The sequence below is a fragment of the Stenotrophomonas sp. genome (genome assembly GCF_035634915.1).
Classification (GTDB): domain Bacteria; phylum Pseudomonadota; class Gammaproteobacteria; order Xanthomonadales; family Xanthomonadaceae; genus Stenotrophomonas.
The window spans coordinates 141918-157935 of sequence record NZ_DASQCB010000010.1 but is presented as its reverse complement, the minus strand read 5'-3'; the positions used below and the strand labels follow the sequence as shown (position 1 = coordinate 157935).

At 67.7% G+C, this 16018-nt stretch carries 14 protein-coding genes; 8 read left to right on the top strand and 6 right to left on the bottom strand.

Annotated elements, in window-relative coordinates:
• Nucleotides 1-125: 125 nt before the first annotated feature.
• From yeiP to VER16_RS08495, 6 genes are all read right to left on the bottom strand, one after another.
• Complete coding sequence (gene yeiP / locus VER16_RS08520) at nt 126-692, bottom strand: elongation factor P-like protein YeiP (RefSeq protein WP_079221730.1); 567 nt, start codon at nt 690-692, stop codon at nt 126-128.
• Nucleotides 693-740: 48 nt separating this feature from the next.
• Nucleotides 741-1511 (bottom strand): SDR family oxidoreductase, encoded by a 771-nt coding sequence (locus tag VER16_RS08515; protein WP_324807162.1) that lies wholly within the window; start codon nt 1509-1511, stop codon nt 741-743.
• Nucleotides 1512-1623: 112 nt separating this feature from the next.
• Nucleotides 1624-4206, bottom strand: a complete 2583-nt coding sequence (locus VER16_RS08510) for a sensor domain-containing protein (protein WP_324807160.1) — start codon at nt 4204-4206, stop codon at nt 1624-1626.
• Complete coding sequence (locus tag VER16_RS08505) at nt 4203-5096, bottom strand: hydroxymethylglutaryl-CoA lyase (protein WP_313179020.1); 894 nt, start codon at nt 5094-5096, stop codon at nt 4203-4205. The genes VER16_RS08510 and VER16_RS08505 overlap by 4 nt, the downstream gene beginning before the upstream one ends.
• Nucleotides 5097-5256: 160 nt before the next feature.
• A complete protein-coding gene (locus VER16_RS08500) occupies nt 5257-5643 on the bottom strand; it encodes a VOC family protein (protein WP_324807155.1) in 387 nt (128 codons plus the stop codon).
• 1 nt (nt 5644) lies between these two features.
• Nucleotides 5645-6433: an enoyl-CoA hydratase-related protein gene (locus VER16_RS08495; RefSeq protein ID WP_324807153.1), complete on the bottom strand. Its 789-nt coding sequence runs from the start codon at nt 6431-6433 to the stop codon at nt 5645-5647.
• A gap of 118 nt (nt 6434-6551) precedes the next feature.
• Here VER16_RS08495 and VER16_RS08490 point away from each other — a divergent pair, with 118 nt between their 5' ends.
• From VER16_RS08490 to VER16_RS08455, 8 genes are all read left to right on the top strand, one after another.
• Nucleotides 6552-6806 (top strand): FeoA family protein, encoded by a 255-nt coding sequence (locus tag VER16_RS08490; protein WP_324807151.1) that lies wholly within the window; start codon nt 6552-6554, stop codon nt 6804-6806.
• Nucleotides 6803-8665: a ferrous iron transport protein B gene (gene feoB, locus VER16_RS08485; RefSeq protein ID WP_324807149.1), complete on the top strand. Its 1863-nt coding sequence runs from the start codon at nt 6803-6805 to the stop codon at nt 8663-8665. The genes VER16_RS08490 and feoB overlap by 4 nt, the downstream gene beginning before the upstream one ends.
• Nucleotides 8665-8910 carry a DUF6587 family protein gene (locus VER16_RS08480; RefSeq protein ID WP_324807147.1) on the top strand — a complete coding sequence of 82 codons (246 nt, stop codon included), beginning with the start codon at nt 8665-8667 and terminating at the stop codon, nt 8908-8910. Before feoB ends, VER16_RS08480 begins: the two co-directional genes overlap by 1 nt.
• 122 nt (nt 8911-9032) lie before the next feature.
• Nucleotides 9033-9761 (top strand): 4-hydroxy-tetrahydrodipicolinate reductase, encoded by a 729-nt coding sequence (dapB, locus tag VER16_RS08475; RefSeq protein ID WP_324807145.1) that lies wholly within the window; start codon nt 9033-9035, stop codon nt 9759-9761.
• A 290-nt stretch (nt 9762-10051) separates the two neighbouring features.
• Nucleotides 10052-11179 carry a glutamine-hydrolyzing carbamoyl-phosphate synthase small subunit gene (carA, locus tag VER16_RS08470; protein WP_324807143.1) on the top strand — a complete coding sequence of 376 codons (1128 nt, stop codon included), beginning with the start codon at nt 10052-10054 and terminating at the stop codon, nt 11177-11179.
• Between the two features lie 149 nt (nt 11180-11328).
• Nucleotides 11329-14571, top strand: a complete 3243-nt coding sequence (gene carB, locus VER16_RS08465) for a carbamoyl-phosphate synthase large subunit (RefSeq protein WP_324807141.1) — start codon at nt 11329-11331, stop codon at nt 14569-14571.
• An 8-nt stretch (nt 14572-14579) separates the two neighbouring features.
• Nucleotides 14580-15044: a transcription elongation factor GreA gene (gene greA, locus VER16_RS08460; RefSeq protein WP_026347191.1), complete on the top strand. Its 465-nt coding sequence runs from the start codon at nt 14580-14582 to the stop codon at nt 15042-15044.
• 4 nt (nt 15045-15048) lie between these two features.
• The gene (locus VER16_RS08455; protein ID WP_324807139.1) at nt 15049-15966 is read left to right on the top strand and encodes a phosphoglycerate mutase; all 918 of its coding nucleotides are present in this window, start codon (nt 15049-15051) and stop codon (nt 15964-15966) included.
• The last annotated feature ends 52 nt before the right edge of the window (nt 15967-16018 follow it).

The following is a 16018-nucleotide window of genomic DNA, read 5'->3' as shown; positions in this document are numbered from 1 at the left end:
GCAATTCTGTAGAGCCGAGCCCATGCTCGGCTGTGCTTCGCCCGCGATGCATCAGCAGAAGCAGCCGAGCATGGGCTCGGCTCTACAGACGGCGGTAGCGCCGGGCCAAGCCCGGCGCGGGGCACTTAGTCGGCGCGGCCGGCAAATTCGCCGGTGGCGGTGTTCACCAGCACGCGCTCACCGTTGGCGATGTATTCCGGAACCATGATCTCGATGCCGGTGTTCAGCTTGGCCGGCTTCGGGCGCTTGGTGGCGGTGCCGCCCTTCAGTTCCGGCGGGGTCTCGATCACTTCCAGCACCACCGAGGCGGGCAGCTGGATCGCCACCGGCTGCTCGTCGATGACCTGCACGTAGATGCCGGTCAGGCCGTCGGTGATGTAGCCGGCGTCGTCACCGATCACGTCGGCGTCAAGGGTGTAAGGGGTGTAGTCCTCGTCATCGAGGAACACGAAGGCATCGCCGTCCTTGTACGAATAGGTGGACTGGCGGCGCAGCAGTTCGACTTCGACCAGGTTGTCGTCGGCGTCGAAGCTGGCGTCGAGCTTGTTGCCGCCCGGCACGCTGTACATGATGAAGCGGAAGCGGACGTTGCCGCCGCGACCCTGCGGCGAACTGCGCTCGATGTCGCGGATCTGGTAGACGCCGTTGTTGTACTCGACGACGTTGCCCTTCTTGATGTCGTTGGCTTTCATGATGTTGTTGGTCGTTGGGGGAGGGCGCCGTCCCGGCGCCCGGGGGAATCACTTCGGAGCGAGGCGGGTAGCGCCGTCCAGGCGGATGGTCTCGCCGTTGAGATAGGTGTTGCCGAGAATGAACCCGACCAGGCTGGCGAAATCCTCCGGCTTGCCCAGGCGCGAGGGGAACGGGATGGAGGCAGCCAGCGACTGCTGCACGGCCTCCGGCATGCCGTCCACCATCGGCGTCCAGAACACGCCCGGTGCAATCGTATTGACGCGGATGCCGAAACGCGACAGTTCGCGCGCCATCGGCAGGGTCATAGAGACCACGCCACCCTTGCTGGCCGCATAGGCGGCCTGGCCGATCTGGCCTTCGTAGGCGGCGATGCTGGCGGTGTTGATGATCACGCCGCGCTCGCCGTCGTCGCCGGCCTCGTTGTGCTGCATGCGGTTGGCCGCGGCCTTGGCCACGTTGAAGCTGCCAACCAGGTTGACCATGACCGTGCCCTGGAAACCGGCCAGCGGCATCGGGCCCTCTTTGCCCAGCACGCGGCCGGCGCCGAGGATGCCGGCGCAGTTCATCGCCACGTTCAGGCCGCCGAGGAAGTCGTGGGCCTGGTCGATGGCCGCGGCCACCGCCGCTTCATCGCTGACGTTGACGTTGAAATATCGGGCCTTGTCAGCACCCAGCTCGACCACGGCGGCTGCGCCCTTGTCGTCGTTGAGGTCGAACAGGGCGACCTTGCCGCCGTGGGCGACCAGGTGCTGGGCCACGGCCAGGCCGAGGCCGGAAACGCCGCCGGTGATCACGGCACGTACGGAAGACAGCTGCATTGAACGGTCCTGCAGGTTCGAGAACCGCCGATTCTAACGGAAGCCACGACACGCGCCGTTGTGCGCTGCTGCAATTGGAGGCGGGGGCAGGGCAGTCGAGCATGGCTCGACTCTACATATTCGGTAGGTCGCGCCGGCGCAGGCGTCGCTGGAATTCGTCCGCAGGCAGGCCCGGTGCGAACAGGAAGCCTTGGCCGATGGTGACCCCCAGGCCCAGCAGGCACTGGCGCTGGGCCTCTGTTTCCACGCCCTCGGCCACCACCCCCAGGCCCAGGCTGCGGGCGATCGCGCAGACCGCCTCGCAGACCGCCACGTCCGAACGGTTGCGCGGAATGCCCTCGACGAACAGCTGGCTCAGCTTCAGTCCATGGATCGGCAGCCGGCGCAGGTAGTTCAGCGCGCTGTAGCCCTCGCCGAAATCGTCGATGGTCAGCATCACCCCCATTTCGCGCAGGCGGGCGAAGGTGCGCAGCGTGTCCGGCGCATCCTCGATCAGCACCCGCTCGGTGAACTCCAGTTCCAGCACGCTGCCGGGCAGGTTGAATTCATCCAGGACCTGGCGCACCCAGCGGGCCAGGTCCTCGCCGACAAACTGGCGCCAGGACACGTTGACCGCTACCCGCATCGTCGCCAGGCCGTCGTCCTGCCATTGCCGCACCTGGCGGCAGGCTTCGCGCAGCGCCCACTGGCCGATGCGCACGATGTCGCCGGTATGCTCGGCGTGGCCGATGAACAGATCCGGGCGCATCTGCCCCAGTTGTTCGTTGTGCCAGCGCATCAGCGCTTCGCAGCCGGTGATGGCGCCGGTGCGCAGGTTGATCTGCGGCTGGTAGACCAGGTGGAACTCGTCGGCGTCCAGCGCCTTGTGCAGGCGGCTTTCGATCTGCAGCCGATCATTCTGGCGCTCGGCCAGTTCCTGCGAGAACACCTGCCAGCCGTTGCGGGTGCGGCGTTTGCACTCGTACATGGCCGTGTCGGCGTTCTGGATCAGCTGCTGCGGGCGGTCGCCATCGCCGGGCGCCTTGGCGATGCCGATGCTGGCGGTCACCTGGAATTCGTCGCTGCCCAGCTGGAAGGGCGAGGCGAATGCGGCGGTGATGCGTTCGGCCAGCTGCTCGGCCTGGTCGGGCTGGTCGCGCAGGTCGCAGATCACCAGGAATTCGTCGCCACCGAAGCGGGCGAGCAGGCCCTCGGTGCCGATGGCCTTGCCGATGCGGCGGGTGGCCTCGATCAGCAGTTCGTCGCCGGCGTTGTGGCCCAGCAGGTCGTTGACCACCTTGAAGCGGTCCAGGTCGATGTACAGCACGGCCACCCGGTCATGGCCGGGGCTGAGCATGCGCACGCCCAGGTCGGTGAGTACCGCATCGCGGTTCATGATTCCGGTCAGTGGGTCGGTGCGGGCCTGTACGCGCAGCGTTTCCTCGGCCTGCTTGCGCTCGGTGATGTCCTGCACGGTGCCGGTGATGCGCGCAGCGTCGACATCACCGGTGGAGACCTCGCCGATCATCCGGATCCAGAACGAGTGCCCATCACGGCGCTGGCCCTGCAGCTCCAGTCCGAAGCTGCTGCGGTGTTCGATGGTGTCGGCCAACGCCTGCTGCAGGGCCGCGCGGTCGTCACTGCGCAGGCAGTCAAGCAGGTCGGTCATGTCCTGCAGTTCGTCGGGCTGGCCGAGGATGCGCCGCGCCTCGTCGGTCAGGTACAGGCGCTGCAGGCCACGGTCCCATTCCCAGCCACCGATGTGTGCCAGCGATTGCGCCCGCGCGAACAGCGTGTTGTTGCGCTTGAGTTCGGTGATGTCGCTGAACATCGAATAGACATGGTCGGCCTGGTCGCAGCCGGTGCCGAAGACGGGCACGTTGGTGGTGGACAGCCACAGCATGCGTCCACGGGGGCGGTGGTACAGGCCGATGATGGTGCTGCGGATCACCCGGCCGGCCTGGAAGCAGCGGCGGGTCGGCCACTGTGCCTCGGTGAGGGTATTGCCGCGTTCGTCCACGATCAGCCACGCCTCGGGGTCTAGCAGGGCATGGAAGCCATTGCCGCTGGCGCTGCCGTTGATGCCGAGGATGCGGTGTGCGGCCGGGTTGGCCGAGATCACGCGCAGGTCGCGGTCAAACAGGATCACGCCCTTGTCGATGGATTCCATCAGCAGCCGGTAACGCGATTCGGCCCGCCAGCGCCCGCTGAGGTCGCGCGCCACCGCCACGATGCAGGGCTGGCCATGGTCCTGGAAGCCCGCCGAGTGCACCTCCACCGGGAAGCGGCTGCCGTCGCCGCGCATGTTGGTCACTTCGATGACGTAGGTGTCGCCGCGGTTGAGGGCTTCCCACACCGGCTCCAGGTGGTCGCTGGGCAGGTCCGGATTGAGCAGCTCGATGGGCTGGCCAATGATGGCCTCGCGCGGCCGGTCGTAGGCGTGGACGCCGGCACGGTTGACGTCCAGCACCACGCCATCGGCGCTGAGGATGCTGACCGGGTCGGGTACCGCATCGAACAGCGCGGCGTAGCGTTCCTGCGCCTCCCCCATGCGCAGGCGGGCGTCGATCAGTGCCTCCATCGCCTGGCGCAGCAGCCGGGCCTGCGCTGAGGGTGGGGCACCGGCCAGTGCGGCCTGCAGTGCGGCCAGCGCGTCGTCGGTCACGGCGGATGCTTCGCCGTAGGCCGGGACGTCGCGCGGGCCGCTGTTGTTCATGTCGCCGCCAGGGCCTGCCCGACCCGGCTTGCGGTGGCGCGCCCCAGCAGGCCGGCCAGCCAGCGCCCGGTTTCCGCCAGCGCCGGCAGATCCACGCCGCATTCCAGGCCCAGGCCCTGCAGCAGGTAGACCACGTCCTCGCTGGCCACGTTGCCGCTGGCGCCCTTGGCATAGGGGCAGCCGCCGGCGCCGGACACCGCGCTGTCGACCACGCGCACGCCTTCCTCCAGGCAGCTGGCGATGTTGGCGATGGCCTGGCCGTAGGTATCGTGGAAGTGCACGGCCAGCGCGTCCATCGGAATCTCAGCCGCGACCGCTTTCAACATGGCGCGCGCCTTGTGCGGCGTGCCCACGCCGATGGTGTCGCCCAGCGAGATTTCGTAGCAGCCCATTCCATGCAGGGCGCGCGCCACCCGTACCACGTCGGCCAGCGGCACCTCGCCCTGGTAGGGGCAGCCGAGCACGGTCGAGACGTAGCCGCGCACGCGCACGCCGTCTTCGGCGGCGCGGCGCAGGATCGGCGCGAAGCGCGCCAGCGACTCGTCGATGCCGGCATTGGTATTGGTGCGGTTGAAGGCTTCGGAGGCGGCAGTGAACACCGCCACCTCCTGCACGCCGACGGCGCGGGCGCGGTCATAGCCCTGCTCGTTGGGTACCAGCACCGGGTAGGCGATACCGGGGCGGCGGTCGATGCCGGCATAGACCTCGGCGGCGTCGGCCAGCTGCGGCACCCAGCGCGGGCTGACGAAGCTGGTGGCCTCGATGGTGCGCAGGCCCGTGGCGGACAGACGGTCGATCAGCGCGATCTTGTCGGCGGTGGCCACCGCCTGCTTTTCGTTCTGCAGGCCGTCACGCGGGCCCACTTCGACGATGCGGACGAAATCGCTCATCGACGCACCTCCAGGGTGGGCAGGGCGGGGCGGGCGGCAGGGGCGTCAGCGGGTGCGGTCACGAGGGGTCCTGGAAAACGGGGAGCGGCCCGGGTTCAGCCGGGCTGCCAACAGGGATACGCAGATCAGCCGCCGGAGCGGCCACGGTGTTGCGCGGGCATCAGGCGGGGCGGTGGCAGACCGCTTCGATGTTGTTGCCATCCGGGCAGGTCACGAAGGCGGCGTAGTAGTCCGGGTGGTACCACGGGCGCAGGCCCGGTGCCCCGTTGTCGCGGCCCCCGGCGGCCAGTGCCGAGGCGTGGAAGGCGTCGACCTCGGCACGGCTGCCGCAGGCAAACGCCACGTGCACGCCCTGGCTGGCGCTGCCGCCATTGCCGATCCAGAAGAAGGGCTTGCCGTTGCTGCCGAAGCCGACGTGGTCATGGCTGCCGGTCTGTTCGGCGGTCACTTCCATCACCAGGGTGATGCCCAGCGGTGCCAGTGCCTGCAGGAAGAACGCCCTGCTGCGGGGCAGGTCGGCGCTGCACAGGCCGATATGGTCGAGCATGTCAGGCCTCCGTGACCCAGTGCGGCGCGCGCTTGTCGAGGAAGGCGCCCAGCCCTTCCTGGCCTTCGGCCGACACCCGCAGGCGCGCGATGAGCGCGGCATTGTCGCGGTCCAGCGTGTCACGGTCATGGCTGTCGCGGACCTGGCGGACCAGCGCCTTGGCCGAGGCCGAGGCGATCGGGCCGGCCTTGTCCAGCAGGGCCAGCTGGCGCTGCACCGCGTCGTCCAGGCGCTCGGGCTCCACCAGCTGGTGGACCAGGCCGATGCGCAGGGCGGTGTCCGCATCGAAGTGCTCGCCGGTGGCGAACCAGCGCCGGGCCTGGCGCGGGCCGATCGCCTCGATCACGTAGGGCGAGATCACCGCCGGCAGCAGGCCCAGGCGGCTCTCGGTCAGGCCGAAACGGGCGGCGGGCGTGGCGATGGCGATGTCACAGCAGGCGACCAGGCCGACGCCGCCGCCGAAGGCTGCGCCATGGACCCGGGCCAGGGTCGGCCGGGGCAGTTCGTCCAGGGTCCGCATCAGCCGTGCCAGGGCCAGCGAATCCTCGCGGTTCTCGGCCTCGCTGGCGGCGGCCATGCCGCGCATCCATTGCAGGTCGGCGCCGGCGGAGAAGGACGCACCGTGGCCGGCCAGGACCACCACGCGCACGGCCGGGTCGCGGCCTGCGGCCTCCAGGGCGGCGGTCAGCCGGGCGATCAGGCTGGGGTCGAAGGCGTTGTGCAGCGCCGGCCGGTTCAGCCAGAGGGTCAGGACGGCGCCATCGCGCTCGATCAGCAAAGCATCATTCATGGGAATCCGGGGTCACTCCATACCTGTACGGATCATAGCGGGCCAAGGGCCCCGGGCCATGACGCGACGCGGGAATGTTAGAATCGAGAACTATTTACATCCAGCCGAGATCTGCTAGATGACGCTGTCCGAACTGCCGCTGCACGCCTCCGCCACCGTCGATTCCGTGCAGGACCTGCACGCCAACGATGCCATTGCCCGTCGCCTGCGCGAACTGGGCTTCGTCCAGGGCGAGGAAGTGCGCCTGGTGGCCAAGGGCCCGATCGGCGGTGAACCCCTGCTGGTGCAGGTCGGGTTCACCCGGTTCGCGCTGCGCATCAGTGAAGCCAAGCGTGTGGTCATCGATGCCGCTGCCGCGGAGGGCCGCGCATGAACGCTGCCGCCAACGCCGCCCCGCTGCGCATCGCCCTGGTCGGAAACCCCAACAGCGGCAAGACCGCCCTGTTCAACCAGCTGACCGGCAGCCGGCAGAAGGTCGCCAACTACACCGGCGTCACCGTCGAGCGCAAGGAAGGCCGCCTGCGTGCGCCGTCCGGGCGCGAATTCGCCGTGCTCGACCTGCCGGGCGCCTACAGCCTGCAGCCGGCCAGCCTGGACGAGGCGATCACCCGTGATCTGTGCCGCGGCTTCTACCCCGGCGAGGCCGCGCCGGATGTGCTGCTGTGCGTGATCGACGCCACCAACCTGCGCCTGCACCTGCGTTTCGCGCTGGAGCTGCGCGAGCTGGGCAAGCCGATGGTGATCGCGCTGAACATGGTGGACGCGGCCGAGCGGCGCGGCATCAGGATCGACGTTGCGGCGCTGGAGCGCGGGATCGGCGTGCCGGTGGTGGAAACCGTGGCCGTGCGCAAGCAGGGTGCCAAGGCGCTGGTGGATCGCCTGGATGCGATGGTGCCGCACCTGGATGCGCCGCAGCCGGAGGTGGAAGGCGGCATCGACTATCACGGCAAGGTACGTGACATTCTTGCGTCGGCCGTCACCATGCCGGCGCGCACCGCGAAGATCGACGACAGCCTGGACCGTTGGCTGCTGCACCCGGTGTTCGGCCTGGTCACCCTGGTGGTGGTCATGTTCCTGATCTTCCAGGCGGTGTTCGCCTGGGCGACGCCGCTGATGGATGGCATCGAAGCCGGCTTCGGCTGGCTGGGTGAAGTCGTGGGCGGCGTGCTTCCGCCCGGGCCACTGACCAGCCTGTTGACCGAAGGCATCATCGCAGGCCTCGGCGGGGTGGTGGTGTTCCTGCCGCAGATCCTGATCCTGTTCGCCTTCATCCTCGCCCTGGAGGAATCGGGCTATCTGCCGCGTGCGGCGTTCCTGCTCGACCGCATGATGGCCGGCGCCGGCCTGTCGGGCCGTTCGTTCATCCCGCTGCTGTCCAGCTTCGCCTGCGCGGTGCCCGGCATCATGGCCACCCGCAGCATCCAGGACCCGCGTGACCGCCTGGCCACGATCCTGGTGGCGCCGCTGATGACCTGTTCGGCACGGTTGCCCGTGTATGCGCTGCTGATCGGCGCGTTCATCCCGGCCGGCAAGGTCGGCATTTTCAACCAGCAGGGCCTGGTGCTGTTCGGCCTGTACGTGGCCGGCATCCTCAGCGCGCTGGTGATGTCCTGGGTGATGAAGAAGTGGCGCCGCGACAAGAGCGAGCACCCGCTGATGCTGGAGCTGCCGTCCTACCGCCTGCCGCATGTGCGCGATCTGGCCGTGGGCCTGTACGAGCGCGCGATGATCTTCCTGCGCCGGGTCGGTGGCATCATCCTGGCCCTGACCATCCTACTGTGGGTGCTGCTGACCTTCCCCGGCGCACCGGCCGACGCCACCATGCCGGCCATCGATTACAGCTACGCCGGCCAGATCGGCCACGCGATGACCGCGATCTTCGCGCCGCTGGGCTTCAACTGGCAGATCTGCATTGCACTGATTCCCGGCCTGGCGGCACGCGAAGTGGCGGTGTCCTCGCTGGCCACGGTCTACGCTTTGTCGGCCGCCGATGACGATGCGGCGATCTCCGCGCTGTCGCCGGTGGTGGCCGACGGCTGGTCGCTGGCCACCGGCCTGGCGCTGATGGTGTGGTTCATCTACGCGCCGATGTGCATTTCCACGCTGGCCACCATCAAGCGCGAAACCAATTCGTGGAAGACGATGGGCTTCTCGGCGCTGTACCTATTCGCCGCGGCCTATGTGGCGGCGCTGATCACCTACCAGGTGGTCGTGGCGCTGGGCGGCGGCTGATGGACGCCGGGCTGCTGATCCAGTACCTCATCGTCGCGGTGGCCGTGCTGGCCAGCGTGTGGGTGGTGATGAAGAAGCAGTTTCCCGGCACCACGCGCCGGCTGCGCGGTGCACTGGCGCTGGCCCTGCTGAAGCCGGGCCGGCCTGCGTGGATGCAGGCGCTGGGCCGCAGGATCGCACCGCCGGGCACGGGTGGTGGCGGTGCCTGTGGTGGGTGTGACAGCTGCGGGCCGACCAAGCGGTAGCGTCGAGCTTGCTCGACGGCGTTGCGCGGGCCCCATCCACGCATGGCATGGATCTACCGGGATGTGCATCCACGCGCGGCGAGGATCTACCCAAATGGCGGCGCTGCCGCTAGCCTGCACGGATGAACCAGACTCCCCTGCGATTGCTCATCCACGGCGCTTCCGGGCGCATGGGCCAGGCCCTGCTGCGCCTGGCTGCCGAACACCCCGAAACCCTGCAGGTCGTGGCCGCCGTGACCGGCCGCGCACCGGCCCAGCGCGTCATCGACGGCGTGCCTTTCTTCGCGTCCAGCGAACTGGCGGGCGCGCCGGCGTTCGACGTGGCGATCGACTTCAGCCTGCCGGAGGGTTTCGATCCGATGCTGGCGCTGTGTGTGGAGCGCGGCGCTGGCCTGGTCTCCGGCACCACCGGTATTTCCTCGGTGCAGCGGCAGGCACTGGAGGCGGCGGCAGGCGCGATTCCGCTGGTGTGGGCCTCGAACTTCAGCATGGGCGTGGCCGTGCTGGATGAACTGGTCGAGCGTGCCGCACAGGCGCTGGCCGGCTGGGACTGCGATGTGGTCGAGTCGCACCACACGCAGAAGAAGGATGCGCCGTCGGGCACCGCGCTGACCCTGGGAGCGGCCGCGCAGCGGGGCGGGGCGGAGCCGCACTACGCCAGCCTGCGGGCCGGCGATATCGTTGGCGAGCACCTGGTGCAGTTCACCGGCCTGGGCGAGCGTATCGAGCTGGTGCACCGCGCCACCAACCGGGACATCTTCGCCCGCGGTGCGCTGTTTGCGGCCCGCCAGCTGCAGGGGCGGGCGCCGGGCAGCTACCGGGTGCGCGACCTGCTGGACGGACCGCAGTAAAGGGTAGCGCCGGGCCACGCCCGGCGGCCTCGTCAATTCCGCCGGGCATGGCCCGGCGCTACCGGCAGAAGCCCGCATACGCTGCCGGATTGAAATGAATACGCAATCTCCTGTTCATAAAGCGATATAAGCGCTGGCGCGAGCGCGCCGGCAGCGCTACAATTCGCACTCGCCGAATCACGAAAGCCGGACCGGTCCCAGACCGTACGTCCGCGCTTTTTTGCAACCGGATTTCCGTGAAGCGCAGGCGTGACTTCGGCAGCCCCCTCGGTAGCCAAAGTGAGATTTCCGTGACCCAAGCCGCAATCCTCGTCCTCGAAGACGGCACCGTATTCGAGGGCGAATCCGTAGGCGCGCCCGGCCTGTCCGTCGGTGAGGTGGTGTTCAACACTGCCATGACCGGTTACCAGGAAGTGTTGACCGACCCGTCCTACGCCCGGCAGATGGTCACGCTGACCTATCCGCATATCGGCAACACCGGCATGACCGACCAGGACAATGAAGCGTCCAAGGTGTGGTCGGCCGGCCTGATCGTGCGCGACGTACCGCGCCGTCCCAGCAACTGGCGCAGCCAGGTGTCGCTGCAGGATTGGCTGATCCAGCGCGGCGTGGTCGCCATCGCCGGTATCGACACCCGCAAGCTGACCCGCATCCTGCGCGAGAAGGGCGCGCAGAACGGTGCGCTGATGGCTGGCGAGATCGACGTGGAAAAGGCACTGGAAGCCGCCCGCACGTTCCCGGGCCTGAAGGGCATGGATCTGGCCAAGGTCGTCACGACCGAGAAGACCTACACCTGGACCGAAGGCCAGCTGGACCTGGACGCCAACGCGTTCGTCAGCGTGCCGGCGAAGTTCAAGGTCGTGGCCTACGACTTCGGCGTGAAGACCAACATCCTGCGCATGCTGGCCGAGCGCGGCTGCGAAGTGACCGTGGTACCGGCGCAGACCCCGGCTGCCGAGGTTCTGGCGCTGAAGCCGGACGGCGTGTTCCTGTCCAACGGCCCGGGTGACCCGGAACCGTGCGACTACGCCATCGAAGCAATCAAGACCTTCATCGACGTGAAGATCCCGACCTTCGGCATCTGCCTTGGCCATCAGCTGCTGGGCCTGGCCTCGGGCGCCAAGACCATGAAGATGGGCCACGGCCACCACGGTGCCAACCACCCGGTGCAGGACCTGGACAACGGCCGGGTGATGATCACCTCGCAGAACCACGGCTTCGCGGTCGACGAATCGACCCTGCCGGCGACCCTGCGCGTGACCCACCGTTCGCTGTTCGACGGCACCAACCAGGGCATCGCCCGCACCGACGTGCCGGCGTTCTCGTTCCAGGGTCACCCGGAAGCGTCGCCTGGCCCGACCGATGTCGGTCCGCTGTTCGACCGCTTCGTGGCCCTGATGGAACAGAGCAAGGCGTGATCAGTTCGCCGCCGGCCCGGCGGTGGCGTCGCGATGGACCGTAAGCCCCCGCATCGCTGCTGCCCCTGGCGCGGCGTTGCGGATCAAGATTCCTGATCGACAGCGTGCGATCACCCCCCTTGTCACGCTGTACTGACTTAGAGAAGAAAATGCCCAAGCGCACTGACCTCAAGACCATTCTCATCATCGGTGCTGGCCCGATCGTCATCGGCCAGGCCTGCGAGTTCGACTACTCCGGCGCCCAGGCCTGCAAAGCCCTGCGTGACGAGGGTTACCGCGTGGTGCTGGTCAACAGCAACCCGGCCACCATCATGACCGACCCGGAGATGGCCGACGCCGTCTACATCGAGCCGATCAACTGGCAGACGGTCGAGAAGATCATCGCCAAGGAAAAGCCCGATGCGCTGCTGCCGACCATGGGTGGCCAGACCGCGCTGAACTGCGCGCTGGACCTGGCCGACAACGGCGTGCTGGAAAAGTACAACGTCGAACTGATCGGTGCCAAGCGCGAAGCCATCCGCATGGCCGAAGACCGCGAGCTGTTCCGCGTGGCCATGGGTGAGATCGGCCTGGAGTGCCCGACCGCCGCCGTCGCCCACACCCTGGACGAAGCGCTGGAGATCCAGACCCGCGTCGGCTACCCGACCATCATCCGCCCGAGCTTCACCCTGGGCGGCAGCGGTGGCGGCATCGCCTACAACCGCGAAGAATTGGTCGAGATCGTCAGCCGCGGCCTGGAACTGTCGCCGACCACCGAAGTGCTGGTCGAAGAGTCGGTGCTGGGCTGGAAGGAGTTCGAGATGGAAGTGGTCCGCGATACCGCGGACAACTGCATCATCGTGTGCTCGATCGAGAACCTGGACCCGATGGGCGTGCACACCGGTGACTCGATCACCGTGGCGCCGGCGCAGACCCTGACCGACAAGGAATACCAGCGCCTGCGCGATGCCTCCATCGCCGTGCTGCGCAAGATCGGCGTGGACACCGGTGGCTCGAACGTGCAGTTCGGCATCAACCCGACCACCGGTCGCGTGGTCGTCATCGAGATGAACCCGCGCGTGTCGCGTTCCTCGGCGCTGGCCTCCAAGGCCACCGGCTTCCCGATCGCCAAGGTCGCCGCCAAGCTGGCGGTGGGCTACACCTTGGACGAATTGAAGAACGAAATCACCGGCGGCCTGACCCCGGCCTCGTTCGAGCCGTCCATCGACTACGTGGTCACCAAGATTCCGCGTTTTGCCTTCGAGAAGTTCCCGGCCGCCGATGCGCGCCTGACCACCCAGATGAAGTCGGTGGGCGAGGTGATGGCGATGGGCCGCACCTTCCAGGAATCGGTGCAGAAGGCCCTGCGCGGCCTGGAAACCGGCAAGGTCGGCTTCGACCCGACCGGCCTGGACCTGACCAGCGAAGACGACCTGCAGACCCTGCGCCGCGAGCTGAAGGCGCCGGGCCCGGAGCGCCTGTTCTACGTGGCCGATGCGTTCCGCGCCGGCATGAGCGTGGAAGAGATCTACGCGCTGTCCTTCATCGACCATTGGTTCCTGGACCAGATCGAAGAAATCATCGCGGCCGAAGCTGAAGTCGCTGCCGGTGGCATCGACGCACTGGATGCCGCGCGCCTGCGCAAGCTGAAGCGTGCCGGTTTCTCCGACGCCCGCCTGGCCCAGCTCACCGGCACCAACGAAGCGGCCATCCGCGCGCTGCGTCGTGCGCACAAGGTGCGCCCGGTCTACAAGCGCGTGGACTCCTGCGCCGGTGAGTTCTCCACCGGCACCGCCTACCTGTACTCGACCTACGAGGACGAGTGCGAGGCCGCGCCGACCAACCGCGACAAGATCATGATCCTGGGCGGTGGCCCGAACCGCATCGGCCAGGGCATCGAGTTCGACTATTGCTGCGTGCACGCGGCGCTGGCCCTGCGCGAGGATGGTTTTGAGACCATCATGGTCAACTGCAACCCGGAAACCGTGTCGACCGACTACGACACCTCCGACCGCCTGTACTTCGAACCGCTGACCCTGGAAGACGTGCTGGAAATCGTCGAACTGGAACAGCCGAAGGGCGTGATCGTGCAGTACGGCGGCCAGACCCCGCTGAAGCTGGCGCGCGCGCTGGAAGCCAACGGCGTGCCGGTGATCGGCACCAGCCCGGATTCGATCGATCTGGCCGAAGACCGCGAGCGTTTCCAGCAGCTGGTCGACAAGCTGGGCCTGAAGCAGCCGCCGAACCGCATCGCGCGCAATGACCAGGAAGCCCTGCTGCTGGCCCGCGAGATCGGCTACCCGCTGGTGGTGCGCCCGAGCTACGTGCTGGGCGGCCGCGCGATGGAAATCGTCTACGGTGAATCCGACCTGGCCCGTTACGTGCGCGACGCGGTGAAGGTGTCCAACGATTCGCCGGTGCTGCTGGACCGGTTCCTGGACAACGCCGTGGAATGCGACGTGGACATCATTGCCGACAAGGATGGCAACGTCCTGATCGGCGGCGTGATGGAGCACATCGAAGAAGCCGGCGTGCACTCGGGTGACTCGTCGTGCTCGCTGCCGCCGTACTCGCTGTCGGCCAAGACCCAGGCCGAGCTGCGCCGCCAGGTGGTGGAGCTGGCCAAGGCCCTGAACGTGGTCGGCCTGATGAACACCCAGTTCGCGATCCAGACCAACGACGATGGCGATGACACCATCTACCTGCTGGAAGTGAACCCGCGCGCCTCGCGTACCGTGCCGTTCGTCTCCAAGGCCACCGGCATGGCGCTGGCCAAGATCGCCGCGCGTTGCATGGCCGGCAAGACCCTGGCCGAGCAGGGCGCGACCGAAGAGATCGTGCCGGACTACTACTCGGTGAAGGAAGCGATCTTCCCGTTTGCCAAGTTCCAAGGCGTCGACCCGATCCTCGGGCCGGAAATGCGTTCCACCGGTGAAGTGATGGGCGTCGGCCGCACCTTCAACGCCGCCTTCGCGCGTGCGCAGGAAGCGGGCGGCATCAAGGCCCCGCCGGTCGGCAAGGCCTTCGTCTCGGTGCGTGACCCGGACAAGAAGCGCGTGCTGCCGGTGGCCAAGGCCCTGCTGGCGCGTGGCTACAGCCTGGTTGCCACCCGTGGCACCGCCGCGTGGCTGCAGCAGCACGGCATGGACTGCGAGATCATCAACAAGGTGGTCGAAGGCCGTCCGCACATCGTCGATTCGATCAAGAACGGCGAGATCGTCTACATCGTCAACACGACCGAAGGCCGTGCGGCGATCAACGACTCGTTCTCGATCCGTCGCGAGGCGCTGCAGCACCGCGTCACCTATTCGACCACCATTGCCGGCGCCAAGGCGCTGGTGGATTCACTGGAATTCCGCGGCACCGGCCCCGTCTGGTCGCTGCAGGAGCTGCACAAGGAGTTGAATGCATGAGAGCCCCCATCACGATGAAGGGCGCGCAGAAGCTGCGCGACGAACTGGATCACCTGAAGTCGGTCAAGCGCCCGAAGGTGATCGCCGCGATCGCGGAAGCGCGCGAGCACGGCGACCTGAAGGAGAATGCCGAGTACCACGCCGCGCGCGAGGAGCAGGGGTTCATCGAAGGCCGCATCAAGCAGCTGGAAGGCGAGCTGTCGCATGCCGAGATCATCGACGTGAGCAAGCTCAATGCCGGCTCCAAGGTCGTGTTCGGTGCCAGTGTGACCCTGGCTGACGTGGAAACCGACGAAGAGAAGAAGTACCAGATCGTCGGTGACCTGGAAGCGGACATCAAGCTGGGCCTGATCGCCATTTCCTCGCCGGTGGCCCGCGCGATGATCGGCAAGCTCGAAGGCGATTCGATCGTGATCGACGCCCCGGCCGGCCAGCGCGAGTACGAGATCGTCAGCGTCAGCTACGTGGACTGACCGGGTGGCAACGGCGACTCTGTTGTTGCCGGCACGCAGCCGCTTTGCAGCGGCTGCATTGCCAGACGAGGTGGCGCGCGCCCTGGGCCGCGCCATCGTCGTGCAGCGGGATGCGGGTGAACGCGCCCAGCTGCAGCGCCATTTCAGCGTCGCCGCGCCGCAGTGGCCGGTCGCGGCCTTGACCCGCCAGCGTGATGTGGGCGATGCCGCCGGCGCCTGCTGGCTGCGTGCGGATCCGGCCTGCATGGTGCCGGACATGCACGGGGCGCGGATGATGGGCCACGGCGAAACGCTGCGGCCGACCCTGGCCGACACGCTGGCCCTGTTGCCGGTGCTGCAGCCGTTGTTCGCCGATGCCGGCTTCGTGCTGGATGCGCCGGACCCGGCGCGCTGGTACCTGCGCCTGCCGATTGATACCGAGCTGCCATCGTTCGACAGCCCCGACGAGGTGCTGGGCGATGATCTGTTCTCGCACCTGCCTGACGGCGAGGCTGGCCGCCGCTGGCGTGCCCTGATGACCGAAGCGCAGGTGCTGCTGCACAACCATTCGTGGAACCAGCAACGCGCCGCACAGGGCCAGCAGCCGATCAATTCCCTGTGGTTCTGGGGCGGTGGGGTGATGCCGGTGTCGGTGACCACGCCGCACGTGCAGGTGCGCAGCCGTGATGCGCTGCTGCAGGGCCTGGCCCTTGCAGCAGGCGTTTCGGTGGATGGCGAGCAGTCGGTGGATGCGCTGGTGGATCTCCGCCAGCTGCGCTCGCTGCAGCAGCTGGGCAACGATGCCATCCGCCCGCTGCTGGTGGCCCTGCGGCGCGGTGAGCTGCAGCGCCTGGTGCTGGATTTCGAGGACGGCCTGCAGTTCCAGCTGGACAAGCGCCAGCGCTGGCAGTTCTGGAAGAAGCCCCGCCAGCTGCACGACTGAGCGGGGCCGCTTTGTCCCGGTAGGTGCCAACCTTGGCTGGCACGCCACGCCT

Coding starts and splice junctions, on each gene's coding strand:
- VER16_RS08490 (WP_324807151.1), top strand. CDS start 6,552: ATGACGCTGTCCGAACTGCCGCTGCACGCCTCCGCCACCGTCGATTCC.
- VER16_RS08515 (WP_324807162.1), bottom strand. CDS start 1,511: ATGCAGCTGTCTTCCGTACGTGCCGTGATCACCGGCGGCGTTTCCGGC.
- VER16_RS08495 (WP_324807153.1), bottom strand. CDS start 6,433: ATGAATGATGCTTTGCTGATCGAGCGCGATGGCGCCGTCCTGACCCTC.
- carB (WP_324807141.1), top strand. CDS start 11,329: ATGCCCAAGCGCACTGACCTCAAGACCATTCTCATCATCGGTGCTGGC.
- VER16_RS08510 (WP_324807160.1), bottom strand. CDS start 4,206: ATGAACAACAGCGGCCCGCGCGACGTCCCGGCCTACGGCGAAGCATCC.
- dapB (WP_324807145.1), top strand. CDS start 9,033: ATGAACCAGACTCCCCTGCGATTGCTCATCCACGGCGCTTCCGGGCGC.
- VER16_RS08480 (WP_324807147.1), top strand. CDS start 8,665: ATGGACGCCGGGCTGCTGATCCAGTACCTCATCGTCGCGGTGGCCGTG.
- feoB (WP_324807149.1), top strand. CDS start 6,803: ATGAACGCTGCCGCCAACGCCGCCCCGCTGCGCATCGCCCTGGTCGGA.
- yeiP (WP_079221730.1), bottom strand. CDS start 692: ATGAAAGCCAACGACATCAAGAAGGGCAACGTCGTCGAGTACAACAAC.
- VER16_RS08500 (WP_324807155.1), bottom strand. CDS start 5,643: ATGCTCGACCATATCGGCCTGTGCAGCGCCGACCTGCCCCGCAGCAGG.
- VER16_RS08505 (WP_313179020.1), bottom strand. CDS start 5,096: ATGAGCGATTTCGTCCGCATCGTCGAAGTGGGCCCGCGTGACGGCCTG.